Here is a 22365-nt window from a genome sequence, read left to right on the forward strand (position 1 = left end):
AATACCCCAATAAAGACGTTTACCTGCCAATAAATATTTAAATCGACAATTTTCAACAACGATTTTATAATAATAGTACGAATAGACTACTAAACGGTTTATTCAAATAGGTAAGATTACATATCGGGGTGGGCGGCTATCATGATCAACATCATTAAGGACCTTCGCAGCGCTGTTAAAGAGAAGGACGAGCAATTATCCGAGCGGGACCGCGACATGGTTAGGCGAAATTTTGTCGTACTGCTTGCACTATCTTTTACCCTGGTTATCACGTTGTTAAGCATCCTGGCCTTTATCGGCCAAGGGAAGGTTGATTATGGCACCATTACGATCATTGGCCTGCAGCTCGCGACAACAGCCGTCTATGCGTATTTCTATTTTTCCCGCAAGCTCATTCCTTATATTTCATATGTGGCCATTATCGGTTCGGCTATCAATTCCTTCTCCTCCATTCTTCAGTCACCTAATATTTCGAATACGTTTTCAATTTTTTATTTGCTGATTGTTTGCGTTACTTTCATGAGGCTGTGGCCGTTTATTCTAGGGCTTGTAATAGGCTTTACTGAGCTTTTATACATATTGATCGGACAGGGAGAGCAGCTCCAGCTTGATGAAGCTTCCATCCCTACTTACATTATTCTTTATATATTAATTGCAGGGCTTCTCTTTGGTCTCATTAGCGTAACGATGCGGATGATGAAAAGTATGGAGGCAGCACGCGAGCAAGCGGAGCGGCTGTCTCAGCTGCAGGAGAACCAGAAGCAAAGCGTCTTGGACCATGTAAATGCGGTATCCGCGCATCTGCAGAGCGTTTCGGAGGCTGGCGAGGACAATAATTACTCCTTCGTGGAGATGAATATTGCTTTTCAGGAAATATCCCGCGGCGCGACAGATCAAGTGGATTCTACATTAGCGATCAGCGACTCGATCCAAGATATGAATGTGCTGGTTAACCAAATGTCCGATTCCATTGACGATTTGCTAAGCAAAACAAGCGATGCTGCCGAGCAGGCAGAACAAGGCAAGAGCCGCATGTCGAAGCTGTCGGATACAAACACTGCTTTTACGCGCGATATTGAGTCAGTGAACGAGGAAACGTCTTTGCTCATTGACCGCTTAGCGGAAACGAGCCAATTCAGCGCAACGATACGGGATATAGCCAATCAAACCAACCTTTTATCCCTCAATGCAAGCATTGAGGCCGCGCGGGCCGGCGAGCACGGCAAAGGCTTCGCCGTTGTTGCTGCGGAAATCCGCAAGCTTGCGGATTTGACTGCCCAGGCTGCCATCTCCATAAGCGATCAGCTTACCCAGTTTGCCAGCCAGTCAGAAGCAACGCGCAGCAAGCTGAGCCAAGCTGCAAGCAGAGTGCATGAGAGCCATGAGATAACAGAGAACACAAGGCAGTCCTTTGAATCTATAGCAAGTGCCGTTGCGGAGCTTAATGCGCTGACAACCGGTTATGGAAGTTTGATGCATAGAATTAGCTCATCTTCCGGAATTATTGCGGATTCTACCACTAACCTAGCCTCCATTAGCCAGGAGGCCTCTGCTACGCTTGAACAGCTCTCCGCGACGCTCGAGACCTTATTGCTGAGTAACAAAAGCAGTATGGAGCGGGTGAAGGAAGCCGAATTGAATTTGCGCAATGCAGCGGAATAAGGAAGAACGATTTGCTCCTGACAGTTGATGTCAGGAGCTTTTGTCTCTTATTTGATTTAAAGCGCAGGCGCCTCAGGGTTGTTGTTTTGTAAAGTTTTTGACGTTGCTCCGACTGTATAAGAAGCGTGTTTGAACATACTAGATCAATAAAGGGATCCAAAGGGTAGTTATTGTGCTATCCTTAAGAGTGCGAATGAAATAACTAATAAAATGTAGAAGAGGTATATAGATGAGTGAAATAAACTTTACGGATTATTCCCTGAGTGATGAAATTGTTCGAGCACTTACGAGCCTGGGTTACGAAACGCCCACAGAGGTGCAGCGTGAAGTCATACCGGTAGCGCTGGAGAAGCAGGATTTGGTCGTTAAGTCCCAAACGGGCAGCGGCAAGACAGCAGCCTACGGCATTCCGTTATGCGAGCTGGTCGACTGGAATGAGAACAAGCCTCAGGTGCTTGTGCTTACGCCGACAAGGGAGCTTGCCCTTCAGGTAAATGAAGATATTACGAATATCGGGCGCTTCAAACGGATTAAATCGATGGCTGTTTACGGAAAAGCCCCTTTTCATGTTCAGAAAGCGGAGCTCAAGCAAAGAACGCATATGGTCGTAGGAACGCCCGGCCGCGTCCATGATCATATCGAACGGGGCACGCTTCCTATTGAGCGCATTAAGTACCTGGTCATTGATGAGGCGGATGAAATGCTGAATATGGGCTTTATCGAGCAGGTACAGTCCATTATCGAGCTGCTGCCGACAGACCGGGTGACGATGTTGTTCTCGGCTACGTTTCCGGATGACATTGCGAAGCTGTCGCAAAAATATATGAACGACCCAGAGCGAGTGGAGATAAAAGCGGAGGGGCTAACGACAGCAACGATCGAGCATTCCGTTATCGAAGTGAAGGAAACGGATAAATTTTCCCTGCTGCAAGATGTGATGATTGTTGAAAACCCGGATAGCTGCATTATTTTTTGCCGCACCCAGGAAAACGTGGATCAGGTATTCCGCCAAATGGCAGAGCTGGACTATCCTTGCGACCGCATTCACGGCGGAATGGAGCAGGATGAGCGCTTTGAAGTAATGAACGCATTCCGGAGAGGGCAATTCCGTTATCTTATTGCAACGGACGTGGCTGCGAGAGGCATCGATATTACGAATATTACGCATGTCATTAACTTTGATATCCCGCTGGAGAAGGAGAGCTATGTCCATCGTACGGGAAGAACCGGACGAGCAGGCAAGACCGGCAAAGCGATCACCTTCGCAGCTTCAAAGGATGCAAGACGCTTAGCCGAAATAGAGAGCTACATTGGATTCAGCATTAATAAAGCAAAGGCGCCTTCCGAAGAGGCTGTTGATCTTCGTCGTGAGGATTTTGAGCAGAAGCTTAATATCGGACCGGTTCTCAAAAAGGACAAGCGCGAACAGTTAAATAAGCAGATTATGAAGCTGAATTTTAACGGAGGCAAGAAGAAGAAGCTTAGAGCCGTTGATTTCGTCGGAACGATTGCCAAAATTGAAGGCGTATCCGCCGATGATATCGGGATTATTACGATTTTGGATAACGTGACGGATGTTGAGATTTTGAACGGCAAGGGGTCGCTGGTGCTTGAGGTTATGCGAAATACGACGGTTAAGGGCAAGCAGCTTAAGGTTCGCAGAGGCAATAAGTCTTAAAGCTAGAGGATGCTGCGCAGCTCCGGGGGCGAAGGAAGATTATCAGGCAGCTGCAGGCATCCTGAATACAGGTCGGGAGATTATTATGGAAAGCTTCGTCTATCAGGCTGTAATGCTTGTGGCGGCAGCAGTGATGCTGGCTGCCATGCTATCCATCGTTTATGTAAGCTGGCGAAACGGGATTTCTCCCATGCCTGCATCGGCGCCTGTGCGGCGGGAGATCGCCCAGTTGATGAAACGGCTGCCGGGCCGTGGAATCATGGTGGAGGCGGGATCAGGCTGGGGGACGCTTGCGCTGCAGATCGGAAGAAGCTGCAAGGGCTGGCGGATCATCGGCATAGAAAATTCAGTTATCCCCATGTGGATATCTTTTTTGGCCGCCAAACTCGAAAATCGGACTGCTGTATCGTTTATTAGGGGTGATTTATACACATATTCGTACCGGGATGTGGATAGGGTTGTGTGTTACCTTTATCCGGGGGCGATGCGGCGGTTAAGTACGGTATTTCGGGAGCAGTTAAAGCCTGGCGCATATGTGATCAGCGTTTGCTTCGCGCTTCCGGATTGGGAGCCAGAGCAGGTGATTATATGCCGCGACATCTATCGCACCAAGATATACCTCTACGAGGTTTATTAATGAATAGGAAAGCGGGTCGATCTTATGTTAACGGACCTGAAGGAGCTTTTTGGCGAGATTGATATTTATTTGTTCGATCAGCTGATGAAAGGGCGAATAACGAAGGAGATGCGAATTCTCGATGCAGGCTGCGGCTCCGGACGAAACCTCGTCTATTTGCTTCGCAGCGGCTATGAGGTTTACGCGATCGACCGCTCGGAGGCGGCTATTTTAGAGGTTCAGAGGTTGGGAGCAACCTATGCGACTGATTGGACGTCGGAGCAGGCACGGGTTGAGCCTGTCGAGCAGATGAGCTTTGCGGATGCAAGCTTCGACTTTGTCATCAGCAGCGCAGTTCTGCATTTCGCGGACAATGAAGCTCATTTTGAGCAAATGGTGAATGAGCTTTGGCGCGTGCTGGCACCTGGCGGCAAGCTTTTCGCACGATTGGCGTCTTCTATCGGCATGGAGTCCAGTATGCAGCCAATCGGCGATGGGCGCTATCTGCTTCCTGACGGAAGCAGACGTTTTCTTGTGAACGAGGAACGGATACTAGGATTGACCGAGCAGCTGAACGGGCAATGGTATGAACCGCTCAAAACGGTCATCGTAGCGGGCAAACGGTGCATGACGACCTGGTGCATTCAAAAGCCCGGCTGACGATTAACAGCCTACAGCTGGAGCCACCAGATCCCTGCGCATTCCGGCAGATGAACGAGCTTCTGCGCAGCTACCCGGTCAGCCAGCTCGTCGCTGAAGAAGAAGCGAGTCAGCTGCTCCGCTTGCTCCGTGCTGTCAAACGTATAGTCGGTTCGTATCCAGCGGTGCGAGAATCCATAGTCCTTCTCCAGGGCAGTGTAGTAGGGAATTAAGAAACTAGGGGGATTTGGCGTTTCGAAGCCCGTCCCCATCGTTTCAAAAAGAATAACGGTTCCGCCCGGACGGAGCACGCGCTTGATTTCGCTCATAACCTGCCGAATGTTAAGTTCCCAATCCGGCTGCTCATTGCTTCCTAAATAACAAATGCTCCATCCCGATACAATTAAATCCGCGCTTTGATTCTCCAAAGGCAAGCTTCGATGATCCGCGACTCTCGTGCTCCAATTCGTATGTCCCTCGTGCTTCAGACGCTCTGCAGTAATTCGCAGCATAGCTGCCTGCGCATCGAGTGCGATAACCGATCCAGCCTCTTCAGCCAGCACAGTTGTCAGCCTGCCAGATCCGGCTCCTAGGTCAACGACTTCCAATCCTTTAATCGGTATGATGGCTTCAATAATCGGTTTCAAATTCGGCTGCTTCGCGATTAATTCATGATAGCGCTCTGCTTCATTCATATAAATGGCGTTATGATCCGGCATTTGATAAGCCCTCCTTTAATTGGTTTGGGAATAATACCTCTTAATACCTCCCCAGCATAAAGGTGTACGTAACGTTAAAGTCAATAGCTGGAGCATAATGAGCCATACTATTGGTTCATTCGATGTGCAGATTTCCGATGACATTGGAATCAATAGGAATATTCAAGTTTTTCAAGGCTAATAAGACAGAGCCGATCACGGGCGAGAGCTGTGGCTTCATCACGCTGAATTGCTTGCGGTTTCCGCGTGAAAGCTGCTGGTCCAGCTTCTCTAAGAAATAAGGGCTGTTCGCCACGCTGCCAATGAAAGTGACACGTACCTCGCTGCTTGCGAAGGATGCGGCAATCAGCTCGATGCCGACCTTCATTTGGTCAATGGCGCGATTGCATACTCGGATGGCAACGGTGCTTCCCTGCTCTGCGGCTGCGGTGATGGCCGGGGCAAATTCACCGAACTGTTTATCGCGCTCACGGCGATCCTCGGCAAACCCTTTTTTGGCTGCGGCAGCCAGTTCGTCAATCGATGAAACTTTCCAATGCGCGAGCATCGCGTGCACAAGCTCCTGATCGGCATCATCCGTATTGCCGGCTAATATTTCATAAACGGCATCATAGGCGATAAACCGGGCAGCGCTTGCGGCATAATGGTGAAAATCATAATTGCGTATGAATTGGCCGTCCTCCGTTATCCCTACAATAATGGAACCTGTGCCAGCGATAACAACAATGCCAGGCTCGCCCATCAGGGCGCCGGAATGGGCGGACACCGCATCGTTGACATGCCATTTCGGGCAGGTCAATCCGGGCAAGTCCGTTAAAGGCGTAATCCATTCCAGATCATTCGGCGCATCAAAACCGGCTATGCCAGCGACTAGCGCTTGCACCTGATCATTGGTTCGATTCGCTTGGCGCAGCGCCTCTGATATGGCTCCTTGTACATTTTGAACAGCGTTCTCATCCTTGTAGAAGGAAGCGGAGCCTCGCTCTATATAAGAGAGCACATGGCCCCTAAGATTACAAACCATGACACGGGTAACCGTCCCGCCCCCGTCGATTCCTATAACAACCTGCTCTTCGTTCATAAGAAGCCCCCTAAAATGGCATGTAAACGGATATTTATTGATTTATACATTACCTCAATTTACCATATAAAGAAGCCGTCCGTGAAGTAGGGTATGGATGCTGATAAATGTAAAGCCGTCGTTTAAATTGCGTTTAAATAAGAAAGGTAAACTAAGAATCGTGGTGGAGAGAATAGAGAAACAGGAGTGATACCGATGAACGATAAAAAAAGCAATGTTAAGCGATTCATAGGACTCATTATGGAGACGAACCCTCCAAAATTAATGCTGTCCGTGGCGGTTATACTTAGCGTAATTACGACGCTTGTAAGTTTGACGATTCCCTTATTTACGAAAAACATGGTCAACGGCTTCTCGCTTGGCTCATTGAGCACGATGCAAATCGTCGGCATGGCTGCCGCTTTTATCGCACAGGTCGTGTCTGGCGGCGTTTCGGTTTATTTGCTGCATTACAGCGGCAACAAAATCGTTTCTTCGATTCGCGAGCGCCTATGGAGCAAGCTTCTGCGCTTGCCGGTTCCGTACTATGATAATAAATCTTCCGGCGATACGATTAGCCGTTTAACGAACGATACGGCGCTGCTGAAGGGCCTTATTACGGAGCATGTTACCGGCTTTTTCACCGGTATTTTGTCCATTATCGGCGCGTTGTCGATCCTGTTCTATATGAACTGGCAAATGACGCTGATTATGCTTACCGTTTTTCCTGTAGCTGCTTTAATTATGGTGCCAATCGGCCGCAAAATGTACAGTATATCCAAGTCGACGCAAGCAGAAAACGCCAGGTTTACCTCGGTCGTGAACCGGGTCGTCTCGGAAATTCGTTTGGTGAAGGCATCTGGCTCCGAGCCCGCCGAATACGAGCAAGGTCGCATCGGCATTCAAAATTTATTCGGCTTCGGCTTGAAAGAAGCCCGCATGCAGGCGCTTATTTCGCCGATCGTCTCGTTTATTATATTATTGCTGCTCGTTTGCCTGATCGGGTTTGGCGGAGTACAGGTTTCATCCGGCGCTATGACTGCGGGCGAATTAGTCGCGTTCATCATGTATCTGTTCCAAATTGTGCTGCCGATTACGCAAATTTCGCAGTTCTTTACGCAATTTCAGAAGGCGATGGGTGCGACGGAGAGCATTATTGGCATTATAGAATCGGAAGAGGAAGATCAGGACAGCGGCAAGGCCGTTACGGAAATGAACCAAACGCTACAGGTAGAGAATGTTTCCTTTGCGTATAAGCCGGAGGAGCCGATCCTTCGGGATGTAAGCTTAACGATTGAAGCGGGCAAGGTGACGGCACTTGTCGGGCCAAGCGGCAGCGGCAAGACGACGCTGTTCTCCCTGCTGGAGCGTTTCTACGATCCAAGCTCGGGCGCTATCCGCCTTGGCGGTACGGACATCCGGGATGCATCGCTGCGCTCGTGGCGAAGCCAGATCGGCTATGTTTCGCAGGAAAGTCCAATTATTGCGGGAACGATAAGAGATAATTTATGTTACGGCTTGACCCGCGACGTGACCCAAGAGGAGATTGAGCAGGCTGCTCGAATGGCGTATGCGGATGGATTTATCGAAGCATTGCCAAGTGGCTATGCAACGGAGGTTGGGGAGCGCGGTATCAAGCTCTCCGGCGGACAAAGGCAGCGGATTGCGATTGCCAGAGCGCTGCTGCGGGACCCGCATATTCTGATGCTCGATGAAGCGACGTCGAATTTAGACAGCAAATCGGAAGAGGTTGTGCAGGACGCGCTCAAAAATCTGATGATCGGGCGGACAACGGTTGTCATTGCCCATCGGTTGTCGACGGTTGTGGATGCGGATTCGATCGTATTTTTAGAAAAGGGAGTCATTACAGGCGTCGGAACGCATGATCAGCTGTATGCGAGCCATACGATGTATCGCGAGTTTGCCAATGGACAGCTTCGCATGAACAAAACAGCATCATAAGCGAGAGATGGGGGTGATGAGATGGGCTACTTGCTCGTTGTAGACGACGATCCGCATATACGGGAGCTTGTCCGCGTTATTTTGCAGAAGGAGGGCCTGCTCGTACAAGAAGCGCCAGACGGGCAAGCAGCGCTTTCCCAGATGGAGAATTTGCCTGCTGATATGGTTATTTTGGATATCATGATGCCGAACATGGACGGCTGGGAGTTGTGCAAGGAGCTGCGCAAGCAATACGATATCCCTCTGCTGATGCTGACAGCCAAAGGCGAAATGGGGGATAAGCTAAAGGGCTTCAATCTGGGCACGGACGATTATTTAGTGAAGCCGTTTGACCCTGCAGAGCTGACCGTCCGGGTTAAGGCGCTGCTCAAGCGCTACCGGATTGCGGTATCGCAGCAGGTGTCCGTTGCAGAGCTGACGCTGGATCGCCAGACGTATGAGGTGAGAGTGAATGCCGAATATATGACCCTTCCCCCGAAGGAGTTTGAGCTGCTGTTCATGCTAATTAGCCGCCTTGGACGTACATTGACACGGAACCAGCTCATCGAAGCCATCTGGGGTTATGATTTTGACGGCAACGAACGAACGCTCGACGTTCATATTAACCGGCTGCGCGAGCGGTTTGTTGTATGGGATGTTTCGATCAAAATCAGTACGATTCGCGGCTTAGGCTATCGGCTGGAGGCATTAAAATGAAGCGTCGATTATCCAAAATCCAGATTGCGCTGCGCGTCGCAGGTTCCACGGCCATGGTATTCCTATTCAGCGGCGCCGCTTTCTCGCTTGCTTATTGGCTAACGGATTGGTTCTATTCCAGCCATGTGGTGGATTTGCCTGAATATGTTTTACAGCTCGTAAATTGGGGACTGGGCGTACTCATCTTAATTTTGCTGGTCGTGATCATCAACTTGTTTACCCATTCGAAGCAAAGGCTCGTTTGGGTCGAAATGATGGATGCGTTAAAGCGGATGGCTAAGGGTGATTTCAATGTCATGCTCGACCGAGACAAGAAATATCACGGTCAAATTGGCGCTTTCATCGAGTCCATTAATGATATGGCTCATGAGCTCAAGCAGGTTGAGCTGCTGCGCCAGGAGTTCATCTCGAATGTCTCGCATGAAATTCAATCTCCTCTAACCTCCATTCGAGGGTTTGCGAGCACGCTGCAGCGCGAGGACCTTAGCCCGGAGGAACAGCGGCATTATTTATCCATCATTGAAATGGAAACGACGCGTCTGTCCAAAATCAGCGATAATCTGCTCAAGCTGACCACGCTTGAAGCCGAGCAGCAGCAGCTTGATACGAAGCGCTACCGCCTCGATACGCAGCTTGAGAACATTGTGCTGGCATGCGAGCCGCAGTGGCTGGAGAAGGAGCTGGAGCTCGAACTCGAGCTGGAGGAAACCGACATTGTGGCCAATGAAGAGATGCTCAGCCAGGTGTGGGTGAACCTCATCCACAACGCAATCAAGTTCACCCCCGCGCAAGGGAGCATAAAAATCGTTCTGCATCGGATAGCCAATGAAATCAAAGTGAGTATTTCCGATAGCGGTATCGGGATATCTAAGGAAGATCAGCTGCGTATTTTCGAACGCTTCTATAAAGGTGATAAACAGCGTACGAGGACAGCCGACGGGAGCGGGCTCGGTTTGTCGATCGTGAAAAAAATCGTTGAGCTGCACAGCGGCGGTGTCACGGTAGCAAGCCGGCTGCATGAAGGCTCTTTGTTTGAGGTATCGCTCCCGGCGGATTAGACGACCCTTTGTGTTCTCGCGATGATTGGGACGAAATTGCCCCTCCCCCTTTACACAGCTTCGAATATTTTATACCTCTTTGTTTTGTTTCAAAGGGTGCTGTTGAGGTTACTCTTAGATATATCGCAAGACAGAGAGGGGAAGATGAATATGGGTCTTTTATGGACGATAATCGTTGGTGGGGTCATCGGTTGGTTAGGCGGCTTATTGGTAGGGCGTGACGTTCCGGGAGGAATTATCGGTAACATCATAGCCGGCTTTATCGGGGCTTGGTTAGGTACGCTTCTTCTTGGTGCATGGGGTCCATCGGTTGGCGGGTTCGCTCTCATCCCAGCCATTATCGGGGCCATTGTGGTCGTACTGATCTTAAGCGCCATTTTGCGAGGAACAAGAAGAGCCTAGGCTGACTTTAACGTAAACTTGATAAAACCGTTGTTGAAGTAGTAACGTATACTTCAATAGCGGTTTTTTCTGTGATTATAAAGCGAAGACGGAAGAGGTTAGATAAAATGTTCATAACGATTGGTATTCTTGCTGTTTGTGTACTCGCTGTCTATTTGCTGCTGCAATATTACCCTGCGTTCGGGGCCAGACCATCTAAGGAAAGGCGGCAGCAGCTGAGCGGTTCGAAGCAGTACGCAAGAAAGAAGTTCAGAAATGCAATTCCTACCGTGATGGACACCACGACAAGCGAGAAGCTTAAGCTGCTTATCGCGTTCATTAGAGGCAATCCCCATGCAAAGCCGGGTAAGCCGATTGTCATCGAGAGTATGAGCGATGCCTATTCAAAGCGGGGCGGCCGGCAGCCTAAGCTTACCTGGTTCGGCCATTCCGCAGCAATGCTGCAGTTGGACGGAAAAAACCTGCTGCTTGATCCGATGTTCGGCAATGCGCCGTCCCCGTTTCCGTTCATTGGCGGAAAAAGATTCAACAGCAAGCTGCCGTTTGAAATCGAGAAACTGCCGGTGATCGATGCGGTACTGATTTCTCATGATCATTATGACCATTTGGATTATGGTTCGATAGTTAAGCTGAAAGATAAGGTAAAGCGGTTTATCGTTCCGCTTGGGGTGGCGCCTCATTTGGTAATGTGGGGAGTCAATCCGGCTAACATAGAGGAGCATGACTGGTGGGATGAGTTTGATTATGAAGGACTCAGGCTAGCTTGTACGCCGGCACGGCATTTTTCCGGCAGGAGCCTGACGGATCGTGACGCTACGCTGTGGTGTTCCTGGGTCATACATGGACGTGAGGCAAAGGTCTTTTTTAGCGGGGACAGCGGTTACGGCCCCCATTTCAAAGAAATTGGCGATAAATACGGGCCGTTTGACCTTACTTTAATGGAATGCGGACAGTATGACGAGCGCTGGGCTGCCATTCATATGATGCCCGAAGAAACCGTACAGGCTCATTTGGACGTGCGTGGGGCAGTAATGATTCCGATACACTGGGGAGCTTTCACGCTGGCGCTGCATAGCTGGACAGATCCAGTGGAACGTGCCGTGAAGGCTGCCAAGGAACGTAACGCGAGAATTTCGACACCCAAAATTGGCGAGACCGTGCTGATCCAAGCGGCGTCCTATCCTTCTTCTGTTTGGTGGAGGTAAACAGCAACAGCCTGCCGGGGTTCCTCGGCAGGCTGTTTGAGTTAGGAGTGAACGATTGCGGAATGCTTGTTTTCCCATCGCCATGGAGGATTAAGACCGTAAAGCAAGACGCCGCCGAGCCATTTATGGATACCGTGTATGCTCGCCCAATCCTTGCCGTTGCTAACAATCTCGGCACCCAGCTTAGTTAAGCTTACTTTTGAATGCAGGAAGCTTTGGGACGAATCGTACAAGCCTGGGATGCTGACGTTGCTTTCGAGGGCAATGAGCGGATGAGCTCCTTGAGAAAGCTGCCGCAGACAAAACCAATATTGGATATCGCCCATGCCAAGCACGTGATGCTTGTCGCCTGTTTGTTGAAAGAGCCGCATAGGCGTATCGGTTCCTGTCGCAAGCAGCTCGAGCGTCGTTTGTTCGATAACGCCAAGGCCGTTTTGCACAGAAGGGTAACGGGATAGATGCAGCTTGAACGCATCCTCCAGGAAAGGAAGGGCAGAGGTATCCTCGCGAAGCAGCGTGGAGATCGCCTCTGGTGTCTTTGCCGTGTAAGCCTCCCATGCTTTTTTGCCTAACGTTAGCTGCTCGCCGCTAATTTCTTCCCAGGTATTCATGAGGCTGGACAGCTCGGCAGCGGAGAGCTGCCCTAAGCCATGAAATAACGGAATGCCGGGGAACTGATTGATGCTTAACAAATGAAGTCTCGTTTTGCCTAAGCTTCGCTGCGAAAACCAATGCAGCAAATAGCTCAGCATGGTTTGGTCAAAGAGGTCATGCTCGAACCAAAGAACGATATCCTCATAAAGATGATAGCCCGCGAGCTGTTTTTCCTGCGCTTCCGCGGATTTCTGCCATTCTTCCAAAGGTATGCCGATTGCTTGCTCCATGTATTCGCCTCGAGCTATTCTATTCGCAGGCAGCTCCGGCTGGAGAAATACGGGACCCTCCGTATACATTTCCCTCCATACGAGTACATCGCCTTGAGCGCCGGCCTCCTTCAGCTTATTTCCGACAGAATCCCCATTTACAATATGCAGCATCGATTTTGCCTCCCTTATAAGTTGATATTGGATGAAAGGAAACGCATTTGCAACCAGTTATGCGGTGGATGGCTGATGAACCTGATGGTCGTCGGATGGAGATTGCATTATAGTGATATAATATAATACCTGTTGTTGTGTGTAAGGCTGTGACTGCGGCACGGAATCAAATGAATACAATCATTTTTAGAAAAGGTGTTGACAGTTGGTTCAAAATATATTATCTTTAATTCAAGATAATTAAATTAAAGATAAATGCAGCGCAGAAGGGAGTGATAATCATGGCAAAAGAAAATCAAAAACCAAATGATTCATTAGATCTTTTCATCGCGCTGTCTAGAGCGACCCAGTGGGTAAACGCACATGCGGATCGCGATATTCGAAAGAACGGCTTGAACCGCACGGAGTTCGGCGTGCTGGAGCTTTTATATCACAAAGGACCGCAGCCCTTGCAGCAAATCGGCGAGAAGGTACTGATGAGCAGCGGCAACATTACGTATGTAGTGGATAAGCTGGAGAAGAAACAGGCGGTACGCCGCAGAGCATCAACGGAAGACAGACGACTCATTTATGCGGAGTTGACTGATCAAGGTAAGCAATTCGTGGAGGATGTGTTTCCAGCACATCAAGAAACGATCGAGCATGCGGTAGGCGGACTATCACCGGAAGAGAAACAGCTCGCGAGCAAGCTGCTCAAGAAGCTGGGGAGATTTGCACAGGAGCATTACAAGTAGCGGGGCTTTATTTATATATAAGAATTTATAAGTTTTCACTTATAAATGTGCTTATATATCTCCGCGAAACGATAGCTTTTGCCACTGAGGACGGCGACAGCCGTTTACGCTTGTAAGATACAAGAAAGTAACGATAAGAAAACAGCCCCTTATTTACATCAAGTAAATGGTATCCAGCAGTCTAAGGAAGCTGGCAGCCGGTAACGCTTGTCAAATATCTTAAATTAGAGATTCTTTAATTAGTAACAAAAAATAATAAAACAAAAATGGAGGAATTTAAAATGAGTATTGCATTGGGATTGTTGATCGTTCGTCTGGTTGTCGGATTGTTGTTCGTAGGGCATGGCGCGCAGAAGCTGTTTGGTTGGTTCGGAGGTTATGGTCCAAAAGGAACGGGCGGTTGGTTAGAGTCCATTGGCGTTAAGCCAGGCGTGGCAATGGCCGTTGTTGCCGGTTTGATGGAGCTGGTCGGCGGGATCTTATTTGCAGCAGGTTTACTCACTCCGCTTGCCGCAGCGCTGATCGTGCTCACCATGTTGGTCGCTATCGTAAAGGTGCATGGACAGAACGGGATTTGGGCTGCTGCAAATGGATATGAATATAATCTCGTGCTCTTAGCCATTGCTATAGGTATTGCATTAACGGGAGCGGGCGAGTATTCACTTGACGCAATCATTCGTTAATCGGTAATATCGTTAGTTACAATACTTTCGATATTCATATAAAATAAGGAGTGAATTTGATATGACAACCCAAACAACTGGTATCCACCATATTACTGCTTTTGTAAGAAACGCACAGGTTACTGCAGATTTTTACGCAGGAGTGCTTGGACTTCGGTTAATTAAAAAAACGATCAACTTTGATGCCCCTGAAGTATATCATCTGTACTTTGGCGATGAAATCGGCAGCCCAGGTACCATCATTACATTTTTCCCTTGGGAAAACTCACGCAAAGGCAAAATTGGCGGCGGCCAAGTCGGTTACACAACTTATGTAGTGCCGGCAGACGCCTTTGATTTTTGGAAAGAGCGGTTGGCTAAACTGCATGTTGAATATACGCAAACAACCAGATTCGGCGAAAATTACTTGCAATTCGAAGATCCGGACGGATTGAAACTTGAGATTGTAGCCCGTGAACAAGGGGCAAACAGCAAATGGGCATTTGGCGGCGTCTCGGCGGATAAAGCGATTAAAGGCTTCGGCGGAGCTATACTGTACAGCACGGCTCCTGCCCAAACCGCAGAGCTGCTCGTCAAAGTGATGGGGCTGGAGAAAGTAGGCGAAGAAGGCGGCTACGCCCGTTTTCAATCGACAGGGGATCTAGGTAACCTTATCGATGTCAATATCGATAGCATGGAGCCTGGCCACGGCGGCGCAGGTACGGTCCATCACATCGCTTGGCGGGCAAAAGATGACGCAGAGCATGCGCTGTGGAGAAGCCACGTGGAAAGCAATGGCTTCCAGCCTACGCCAATTGTAGACCGTCAATATTTTAACGCCATCTATTTCCGGGAAACGGGCGGCATTTTATTCGAGATCGCAACGGATCCTCCGGGCTTCTCCCGTGATGAAGAGACGGCGCACTTGGGCGAGAAACTCATGCTTCCTGAATGGTTTGAAGGGCATCGTACACAAATCGAGCAATTATTATCGCCATTTGAAGTAAGGGTACTGGAGGGGGACAAATGATGAAACATATTTTTAAACAAGGATCGGATCAAACTGCGCCAGTACTGCTGCTCTTGCATGGCACGGGAGGCACCGAGCGGGATTTACTCCCGCTCGCCGAACGGATATCGCCTGCGTCGTCTGTACTCAGTGTACGGGGCAACGTACTCGAGAATGGGATGCCTCGTTATTTCCGCAGGCTTGCTGAAGGCGTATTCGATTTAGAGGATCTGCGTTTCCGCACGAAGGAGCTGAATGACTTTCTGGATAGCGCCGCTGTAGAGTATGGCTTTGATCGGAGCAATCTTGTAGCGGTTGGTTATTCCAACGGCGCGAATATCGCGGCAAGTCTCATGTTCCACTATAAAGGCACGCTGAGCGGGGCAATATTGCATCATCCCATGGTACCGATCCGCGGCTTAGAGCTGCCTGATCTGACTGGCGTTCCTTGCTTTATCGGCGCAGGGTCAAATGATCCGCTGTGCACGCCGCAGGAAACCGAAGAGCTTAACCGTTTGCTGCAAGGAGCGGGCGCAGCCGTCAATCTCCACTGGGAGCAGTTCGGTCATCAGCTGACGAGCTCCGAAGTAGCTGCCGCAGCTGCTTGGTATAAAGAAGCTTTCAAGAACTAATTAATTGTAACTTATTGCCGTAAAAGGGGGGCTGTTCGTGAAATCCATTGATCCAGCGAGCCAGAGCGTGAAGGACAATTATAAACTGCTCATCGGCAGCATTGTGCCAAGACCTATCGCCTTTGTTACGACACGATCTAGTGAAGGGGTGCTGAATGCAGCACCTTTCAGCTTCTTCAATATCGTGACGGCAAATCCGCCGATGGTGGCTGTATCCGTACAGCGCAAACCGGGCGGTGTCCAAAAGGACACCGCCCGAAATGCCGTCAGCGCAGGGGAGTTCGTTGTCCATATATCGGATGAGAGCTACGTCGAAGCGATCAATGTAACGGCGGCGAATTTGCCGGCGGAGGAGAGTGAGGTTGCGCTCGCGGGATTAACGCCCGTGGCAAGCCAAGTGATAAGCGTGCCTGGTGTGGCCGAGGCGAGAATCCGCATGGAATGTGTGCTGGAGCAAGCGCTCCCGCTTGGCGGCAGTGCAGAATCGCCGGGATGCGACCTTCTAATTGGCCGAGTCGTTCGTTTTCATATTGATGAAGCCTTGTATGAGAACGGACGCATCGATGCCAAGGCTTTGAAGCCTGTCAGCCGCTTGGCGGGAAGCGATTATGCGAAGCTTGGCGAGCAGTTCTCAATCGAAAGGCCGATTTAAGGAAGGTGTGGGTGAGGGATGGTTATACTAAGCTTCATATTTGTAGCGCTTGTAGCAATAGAGCATATTTATATCCTTGTGCTAGAGATGTTTTTATGGAATACACCGCGGGCACGCAAAGCATTCGGGACGACCAAGGACTTTGCGGCTAGTACGAAATCGCTGGCTGCTAACCAAGGGTTGTATAACGGTTTTTTGGCGGCGGGTCTAATATGGGGGCTTTTCCATCCGAATGCCGGCTTCGGCCATCAAATCCAGCTTTTTTTCTTAATCTGTGTTCTTGTCGCCGCTGTTTACGGCGGATTAACAGCGAAGAAGTCGATTCTCGTCGTACAAGGCCTGCCCGCACTGCTTGCGCTGCTATTACTGCTGCTAGTGTTATAATCTCCCCGCATACGAAACTGTTCGTTGCGCCTAATCAAAAAAGCCCGTACTTGGCGATCATTCGCCGGTAGGGGCTTTTTGTAATAAAAGCATTTATAAGTTATTCGGGCTTGATGCGGCTGCGCTTGGAAATCATGCGTTTCATTGCGGCGAGAACTGCTCGATAAGGCTGTCGCAGAATCCAGCTTTCCTTGGCTTTCTGCCGGAATCGTTACTGTCGAAACGAATGAGTCGGCGTCCTGAAAGCCCAATATCGTCAAGGTATTTAGATAGAATTCCGAATTTGTAATACTGAGTATCACTTAGTGTTGCAATCCGAACAGGGAGGAAGTATCCGAAGCATATTAAAGAATTCGTTTTTCAAAACATGCTGGAAATGGCTAAATAAATCAAACACTTGGTCGCACATATCCGGAATTAATTTGAGTCGAATCTTGCAGCTAGCAAAAAAAGCAGCACCAAAGTCATGGACTTTGGTGCTGCCTCTTGTCATTTAAGTTATTAACCTTTCACCGCTCCGGCGACAACGCCTTTAACGATGTATTTCTGCAAGAAGATGAAAACGATGATGGATGGCAGCACGGCCATAACCATAGCAGTCATTGCATACTGCCAGTCGGAAGTGTATTGACCGACGAAGGTATAAGCTGCGAGCGTCAATGTTTTGGTATCAGGCGAGCCGTTAACCATAAGAAGCGGAAGCAAGAAGTCATTCCAAATCCACATGACATCGATAATGATGATTGTCGTTGTAACCGACTTCAGCAGCGGGAAGATCACGAGAAAGAACAGTTTGAAGCCGGATGCGCCGTCAATTGTCGCGCTCTCGTCAATTTCCTTCGGGATCCCCTTCACAAAGCCGTGGTAGATGAAGACGGCGAGCGGTGCGCCAAAGCCCCAGTAAAGAATGCCGAGTCCCCAAGTGCTCTCTGATAGGTTTAAGTCCTTAGCTAACTGCAAAACCGTAAGCATGATGGATTGAAACGGGATGAGCATCGGCATGATGCACACGAGATAAAGCAGTGCGCTCCAGCGCGTTTTCGTTCTAGCCAGCTTGTATGCGGCAATCGAGGAGACGAGAATAATCCCCGCAAGCCCTACGGTTGTAATAATGAAGTTGTTAAGAAACAGCTTTGGATAGTTGATGAACGACCATACATAGGTATAGTTTTCGAATACGAGCTGCTTCGGCAGGGCAACGACGTCGGTCATGACCTCGCCAAAGCTCTTGAACGAGTTGTTGATGGCCAAGAACAACGGGTATAGAAACACGAGCGAGAGGAGCACCATGACGATTTCCAGTACAATGCGACCTGCTCTTGCTTTGCTTTGCGTTTTCATCAGGCTTCAACCTCCCTGCGTTTGAAGAGCGTCAATTGAATGATTGTTACGAACAATACAGCAACGAACAAAATAAGCGCTTTTGCCGTTCCGTAGCCGTAAAGATTGTTTTGGAACGTATCTCTATAAATGTCATACGCGATGCTGTATGTCGTACCGCCAGGTCCGCCGCCAGTCAGCGACAGAATGACATCGAATACTTTGATTGAGTTTGTTAAAGCCATAAATACCGAAATCGTAATCGATGGCGCAAGCAGCGGCAGCGTGATGCTGAAGAAGCGTCTTACCGGGCCTGCTCCGTCTACCGTCGCGGCTTCCTTCAAATCGTCAGGCACGGACTGTAAGCCGGCAATGTAAATTACTAAATAAAAGCCGATCGATTGCCAGATGGATACGAGCAAGATCGAGACGAAGGCGAGCCCCGGTTCGCCGAGCCAGCTAAGATCGAATATGCCCCAGCCTGTGCTCTGCGCAAGGGATTCAAAGCCTTGCATGAAAATGAATTTCCAGATAAAGCCGACAATAACCAAGCTGAGAATATACGGAATAAAGAATGCTGCACGCAGCCAAGAGGAGCTTTTCAGCTTCATGTCGAGTACGACAGCAAGCAATATGGCAAGAACATTGACAATGACGATATAAAGGACCGCATATTTGATCGTAAACCATGCGGAGTTCGCAAAGTTCGTGTCGCCCATGAAAATTTGCTTGAAGTTATCAAGGCCAACAAACTTCGGATGCTTGGAAATCCCGTTCCATTTGGTCATGGAATATCGAATGGTCATCGCGAATGGAATGTAAAACGCGACGGCGATACAAATTAATACAGGCAAGGTGAAGATGCCGAATTCAAGCTTTTCGCTCCATTTTCTACCTAATGCTTTAAACATCGTCGCACCTCTTTTCTACGGAGTTCATCTAAATTTATATTTCAAAAAAGCGGGATTAGCTATATTGTGTATTATAAAACAGCCATCCGCCCGGCAAAAATGGATTTAAGAAATCAGTTAGGGGTAAAAAGGTGAACGGAATGATGCGATGAAAGGATGAGAAGACCATTATAACTAAAACGTTTAAAGCAGCATTGGCAATGGTCGAGCGCGTAAATAGACGACTGGTGAACAAGCTTATTTTGCTTTTCACGACCATTATTATACTCGTTGTCGCGTCGTTGACTTTTATTTCATATCAAATGTTTCAGAAGGAGTCCGTGACGAACAGCATCGCCAGCACATCCAATAACCTGCTGCTCGTCAATCAGAATATGGAGGATTATTTGAAGGGTATGGAGCAGCTCTCGCTCCCGCAAATCCGGTTCGATGAGATTACGTATGCTATCATGCACGAATCGGAGGACTATGCCTCTAAGATGTATTTAGAAAATTATTTGCGCCAGCTTTATTATTCACGAAATGACCTTCAAGCGATTTATCTTTACGTCGTGAAGGAGAAAAAATATTATTCTATTTCCCAGGAAAACTATAATATCTCGGTGCGAACGGGCACGGAGCCGGGGATTTCTGAATTGTCATGGTATTCGAAGGCAATGGAAAGCCCCTTCAACCGCTCCTATCAGTCCTTCGTAGAGCCTGAATCCGAGGTAGGTTATCCCATTCAGACAGAAGACACCTTTATGGCTTATCACAGGGTACTGCGCTCCATCGTATCCAGGCAGCCGCAAGCGGTCCTGTCTTTTTATTTCGATTCCTCGGTAAGCGATGAGATCCTAAAGGATATTCCTTTTGACGAGGGCCAGCATTTATTGTTTTTAAGCCCGGACAACGAACCGTTTTATACGGATGACAAAAGCTTTTATAAAAGGGCGGAATCGACGGGTTTAGCGGATAAGCTGACGGATAAGCCAAACGGCCAGTTAACGTGGTCGGAGGCGGGTCAGAAGTATCTTGTCGTCTACGACATCGGAGAACAGGAGGGCTGGAAGCTTGTTAAGCCGATTCCATACTCGCAAATTTATGAGGCGGCAAGGACGACACGGAATCTAAGCTTTATTATCGGTTTTTTATTCCTGCTGCTGTCCACGATCGTCGTGACTTATTTCTCCAATGCTATTACGAAGCCGCTGCAGAAGCTGTCCTATCACATGAACCGTTTTAGTACAGGTGACTTTGATGCAGAAGCCGAGGTGAAGGGCAGAGACGAAATTGCTTATTTATCACGTCATTTCAATCTAATGGTGAGACGTACGAATGATTTGATTAATGAACGCTACAAAATGAAGCTGGTCGAGAAAAACGCGATATTAAAAGCGCTGGAGGCCGAAATTAATCCCCATTTCTTATATAATGCGCTGCAAGCCATCTCGACAAAAGCCTTGAAAAACGAACGTTATGACATTGCCGATATGATCGATGCTTTGGCGCTTACGCTGCGTTACTGCATTAGCGGGAAGGATATCGTGCGGGCAAGAGAGGAACTGAAGCATATTGAGAACTACCTGTCTCTCCAGAAGGCGCGCTTCGGCAGTCGTTTGCAGGTGACCTATGATTGGCAGGATTCGATGCTGGATTTGGAAATTCCGAAGCTGTCTATTCAGACGCTTGTAGAAAATTCGATCAAGCATGCGCTGGAAAAGGTATCGAGCACCATTACGATTGATATTCGTGCCGTGATAACCGATTCACATGCTGTTATTTCGGTAAGGGATAATGGGCCGGGCTTCACGCCCGAGCGGCTGGAGCAGGTGCGGAAATCCTTTTTAAATGACTGGAAGGACCGTGAGGATGAGAACGAGAGCATCGGTCTCGTTAACTTGAATACGCGGCTGAAGCTTCTTTACGGGGATGAAGCGGAGCTGGTTATCCATACGGATAAGACAGGCACGGAGATGGAAATGTTATTACCGCTGGGGGGCGTGAGCCATGTATAGGGTACTCATAATTGATGATGAAGAGCCGCTTCGCGAGGCGATTCGTATTTTAGGTGATTGGAAGGGTTTAGGGGTTTCAGAGGTGCTTGAGGCGACGGACGGGAAGGTCGGTCTTGCGATGCTGGCTGAGCATAAAATCGATCTGGCCATGGTGGATATGAAGATGCCGGAGCTGAACGGAATGGAGCTGCTGCAAATCATTGAGCGCGATTATCCCGATTTGCTGACGATTGTCATAAGCGGCTACAACGACTTTGAGTATACACGTCAGGCGATTCGCTCCAAGGTTGTCGATTATTTGCTAAAGCCTGTAAATCGTCAGGATTTGAATCAATCGCTGCGCAAGGCGATCGATGTGCTGGATGCGAAGCGAAAGAAAGAGAGCGAGTTTATTAATCGCAACATCACGCTAAATATGTCGCTGCCGCGCTTGAAGGAGAGGGTGTATCAATCCATTATTGAGCGGAGCTTCAAGAGCCAGTCGAATGAAGCTTTTCTGCCGTTGATCGGCGCGGACGACCCAAGCAATCGTTTTACGGCCGTCGTGCTGCGGGTGCTCAACTTGGAGCAGATTAGAAAGAGCCGATTCCATGAGGACACGGACTTGCTGCATTTTGCGGTGGCCAATGTGATGAATGAAATTGCGGGTGATCATTTCGGGGCATTCAGCTTCGCCAGCCCGAAGCAGGAGCGCGAGCTGATTGCGATTCTAACGATGAAGGGCGGGTACCTTGAGGATATCGCTTATCGCTCCATTCATCAGTTAAATAAAGTAGTTTCCACCTTAAAGGAGCTGTTTGGCGTGATCGTAGCTGTCGGTATCGGACATTCTACGACAGAAGCGCTGGAGCTCGCTTCCTCTTATGAAGCGGCTAAAGCAGCCATTAGCGGAATTGATCTGCTTAAGCTGAAGGGTGCAATTGTTGCGAGTGCTTCCGATAAAGCAGCGCTCCCTAAGGACAGTCAGTCCTTAACCAGTCGGATTCTCGTCATCCGCAGCGCGCTGGAAAGCGGCAATGTACATAATGCCAAAACGATTTTGAGCGATTACGTGAAAAAATGGCGCTCCTCGGATCGGTTTAATATCGGCGAAGCGGACCGCGCACTGCATGAATTCGTCATTTTGCTAAACGATATGGCGATTGAGCTGGGTGTTAACCAGGAGGAACTGCCGCTGAGAGGCGATCATGCACTGCGGGATATCGGCATTTCTACCGATTTTGCAAATATTGAGCAATTCGAGCAGCTTTTAAGTGGAATTTTGGATTATTTCAGCGGTGAAATTAGGAAATCCCAGATGACGAATCAGCCCTTTGAAGTAGGGGATATT

General features: G+C 48.9%; 22 protein-coding genes. 17 read left to right on the forward strand and 5 right to left on the reverse strand.

The window, feature by feature from the left end; genetic code table 11:
• The first annotated feature begins 141 nt into the window (after positions 1 to 141).
• The 4 genes from AC1DLI_RS24360 (at position 142) to AC1DLI_RS24375 (ending at position 4616) form a co-directional block, all read left to right on the forward strand.
• Entirely contained in the window at positions 142 to 1662 is a 1521-nt protein-coding gene (locus tag AC1DLI_RS24360) for a methyl-accepting chemotaxis protein (RefSeq protein ID WP_477607067.1), read from the forward strand.
• A gap of 229 nt (positions 1663 to 1891) precedes the next feature.
• Positions 1892 to 3340: a DEAD/DEAH box helicase gene (locus AC1DLI_RS24365; RefSeq protein ID WP_477607068.1), complete on the forward strand. Its 1449-nt coding sequence runs from the start codon at positions 1892 to 1894 to the stop codon at positions 3338 to 3340.
• Between the two features lie 85 nt (positions 3341 to 3425).
• Positions 3426 to 3977: a class I SAM-dependent methyltransferase gene (locus AC1DLI_RS24370; protein WP_477607069.1), complete on the forward strand. Its 552-nt coding sequence runs from the start codon at positions 3426 to 3428 to the stop codon at positions 3975 to 3977.
• A 24-nt stretch (positions 3978 to 4001) separates the two neighbouring features.
• The gene (locus AC1DLI_RS24375; RefSeq protein ID WP_477607070.1) at positions 4002 to 4616 is read left to right on the forward strand and encodes a class I SAM-dependent methyltransferase; all 615 of its coding nucleotides are present in this window, start codon (positions 4002 to 4004) and stop codon (positions 4614 to 4616) included.
• Between the two features lie 11 nt (positions 4617 to 4627).
• On the opposite strand, the gene AC1DLI_RS24380 is transcribed toward AC1DLI_RS24375, so the two are convergent.
• Together AC1DLI_RS24380 and AC1DLI_RS24385 are read right to left on the reverse strand one after the other, a co-directional pair.
• A complete protein-coding gene (locus tag AC1DLI_RS24380) occupies positions 4628 to 5314 on the reverse strand; it encodes a class I SAM-dependent methyltransferase (protein WP_477607071.1) in 687 nt (228 codons plus the stop codon).
• A gap of 115 nt (positions 5315 to 5429) precedes the next feature.
• A complete protein-coding gene (locus AC1DLI_RS24385) occupies positions 5430 to 6395 on the reverse strand; it encodes an N-acetylglucosamine kinase (RefSeq protein ID WP_477607072.1) in 966 nt (321 codons plus the stop codon).
• Between the two features lie 195 nt (positions 6396 to 6590).
• Here AC1DLI_RS24385 and AC1DLI_RS24390 point away from each other — a divergent pair, with 195 nt between their 5' ends.
• From AC1DLI_RS24390 to AC1DLI_RS24410, 5 genes are all read left to right on the forward strand, one after another.
• Positions 6591 to 8336, forward strand: coding sequence for an ABC transporter ATP-binding protein (locus tag AC1DLI_RS24390; protein ID WP_477607073.1), 1746 nt, complete (start codon positions 6591 to 6593; stop codon positions 8334 to 8336).
• 21 nt (positions 8337 to 8357) lie between these two features.
• Positions 8358 to 9032 carry a response regulator transcription factor gene (locus tag AC1DLI_RS24395; RefSeq protein ID WP_477607074.1) on the forward strand — a complete coding sequence of 225 codons (675 nt, stop codon included), beginning with the start codon at positions 8358 to 8360 and terminating at the stop codon, positions 9030 to 9032.
• On the forward strand, positions 9029 to 10090 hold the full coding sequence (locus AC1DLI_RS24400) for a HAMP domain-containing sensor histidine kinase (RefSeq protein ID WP_477607075.1): 1062 nt from the start codon (positions 9029 to 9031) through the stop codon (positions 10088 to 10090). Before AC1DLI_RS24395 ends, AC1DLI_RS24400 begins: the two co-directional genes overlap by 4 nt.
• Before the next feature lie 150 nt (positions 10091 to 10240).
• Positions 10241 to 10492, forward strand: a complete 252-nt coding sequence (locus AC1DLI_RS24405; protein ID WP_308999281.1) for a GlsB/YeaQ/YmgE family stress response membrane protein — start codon at positions 10241 to 10243, stop codon at positions 10490 to 10492.
• Positions 10493 to 10599: 107 nt separating this feature from the next.
• Positions 10600 to 11697 carry an MBL fold metallo-hydrolase gene (locus AC1DLI_RS24410; protein ID WP_477607076.1) on the forward strand — a complete coding sequence of 366 codons (1098 nt, stop codon included), beginning with the start codon at positions 10600 to 10602 and terminating at the stop codon, positions 11695 to 11697.
• 41 nt (positions 11698 to 11738) lie between these two features.
• On the opposite strand, the gene AC1DLI_RS24415 is transcribed toward AC1DLI_RS24410, so the two are convergent.
• Positions 11739 to 12734: a DUF1835 domain-containing protein gene (locus AC1DLI_RS24415; protein ID WP_477607077.1), complete on the reverse strand. Its 996-nt coding sequence runs from the start codon at positions 12732 to 12734 to the stop codon at positions 11739 to 11741.
• 281 nt (positions 12735 to 13015) lie between these two features.
• Here AC1DLI_RS24415 and AC1DLI_RS24420 point away from each other — a divergent pair, with 281 nt between their 5' ends.
• From AC1DLI_RS24420 to AC1DLI_RS24445, 6 genes are all read left to right on the forward strand, one after another.
• The gene (locus AC1DLI_RS24420) at positions 13016 to 13468 is read left to right on the forward strand and encodes a MarR family winged helix-turn-helix transcriptional regulator (RefSeq protein WP_477607078.1); all 453 of its coding nucleotides are present in this window, start codon (positions 13016 to 13018) and stop codon (positions 13466 to 13468) included.
• Positions 13469 to 13749: 281 nt separating this feature from the next.
• Complete coding sequence (locus tag AC1DLI_RS24425; RefSeq protein ID WP_477607079.1) at positions 13750 to 14151, forward strand: DoxX family protein; 402 nt, start codon at positions 13750 to 13752, stop codon at positions 14149 to 14151.
• A 61-nt stretch (positions 14152 to 14212) separates the two neighbouring features.
• On the forward strand, positions 14213 to 15160 hold the full coding sequence (locus tag AC1DLI_RS24430; protein ID WP_477607080.1) for a ring-cleaving dioxygenase: 948 nt from the start codon (positions 14213 to 14215) through the stop codon (positions 15158 to 15160).
• Positions 15160 to 15771, forward strand: coding sequence for an alpha/beta hydrolase (locus AC1DLI_RS24435; protein ID WP_477607089.1), 612 nt, complete (start codon positions 15160 to 15162; stop codon positions 15769 to 15771). The genes AC1DLI_RS24430 and AC1DLI_RS24435 overlap by 1 nt, the downstream gene beginning before the upstream one ends.
• 37 nt (positions 15772 to 15808) lie before the next feature.
• The gene (locus tag AC1DLI_RS24440) at positions 15809 to 16423 is read left to right on the forward strand and encodes a flavin reductase family protein (protein ID WP_477607081.1); all 615 of its coding nucleotides are present in this window, start codon (positions 15809 to 15811) and stop codon (positions 16421 to 16423) included.
• Between the two features lie 18 nt (positions 16424 to 16441).
• Positions 16442 to 16807: a DUF1304 domain-containing protein gene (locus AC1DLI_RS24445; protein WP_477607082.1), complete on the forward strand. Its 366-nt coding sequence runs from the start codon at positions 16442 to 16444 to the stop codon at positions 16805 to 16807.
• A 501-nt stretch (positions 16808 to 17308) separates the two neighbouring features.
• Here AC1DLI_RS24445 and AC1DLI_RS24450 read toward each other — a convergent pair.
• Both AC1DLI_RS24450 and AC1DLI_RS24455 read right to left on the reverse strand, forming a co-directional pair.
• Entirely contained in the window at positions 17309 to 18148 is an 840-nt protein-coding gene (locus AC1DLI_RS24450; protein WP_477607083.1) for a carbohydrate ABC transporter permease, read from the reverse strand.
• Positions 18148 to 19038 carry a carbohydrate ABC transporter permease gene (locus AC1DLI_RS24455; RefSeq protein WP_308999289.1) on the reverse strand — a complete coding sequence of 297 codons (891 nt, stop codon included), beginning with the start codon at positions 19036 to 19038 and terminating at the stop codon, positions 18148 to 18150. Before AC1DLI_RS24455 ends, AC1DLI_RS24450 begins: the two co-directional genes overlap by 1 nt.
• Before the next feature lie 200 nt (positions 19039 to 19238).
• On the opposite strand from AC1DLI_RS24455, the gene AC1DLI_RS24460 reads away from it, so the two are divergent.
• Positions 19239 to 21035, forward strand: coding sequence for a sensor histidine kinase (locus AC1DLI_RS24460; protein ID WP_477607084.1), 1797 nt, complete (start codon positions 19239 to 19241; stop codon positions 21033 to 21035).
• Positions 21028 to 22365 (forward strand): response regulator (locus AC1DLI_RS24465; RefSeq protein WP_477607085.1); only part of this gene is annotated, 1338 nt, incomplete at its 3' end. The genes AC1DLI_RS24460 and AC1DLI_RS24465, both read left to right, overlap by 8 nt.

It is taken from the genome of Paenibacillus sp. 01T443, from assembly GCF_056398325.1.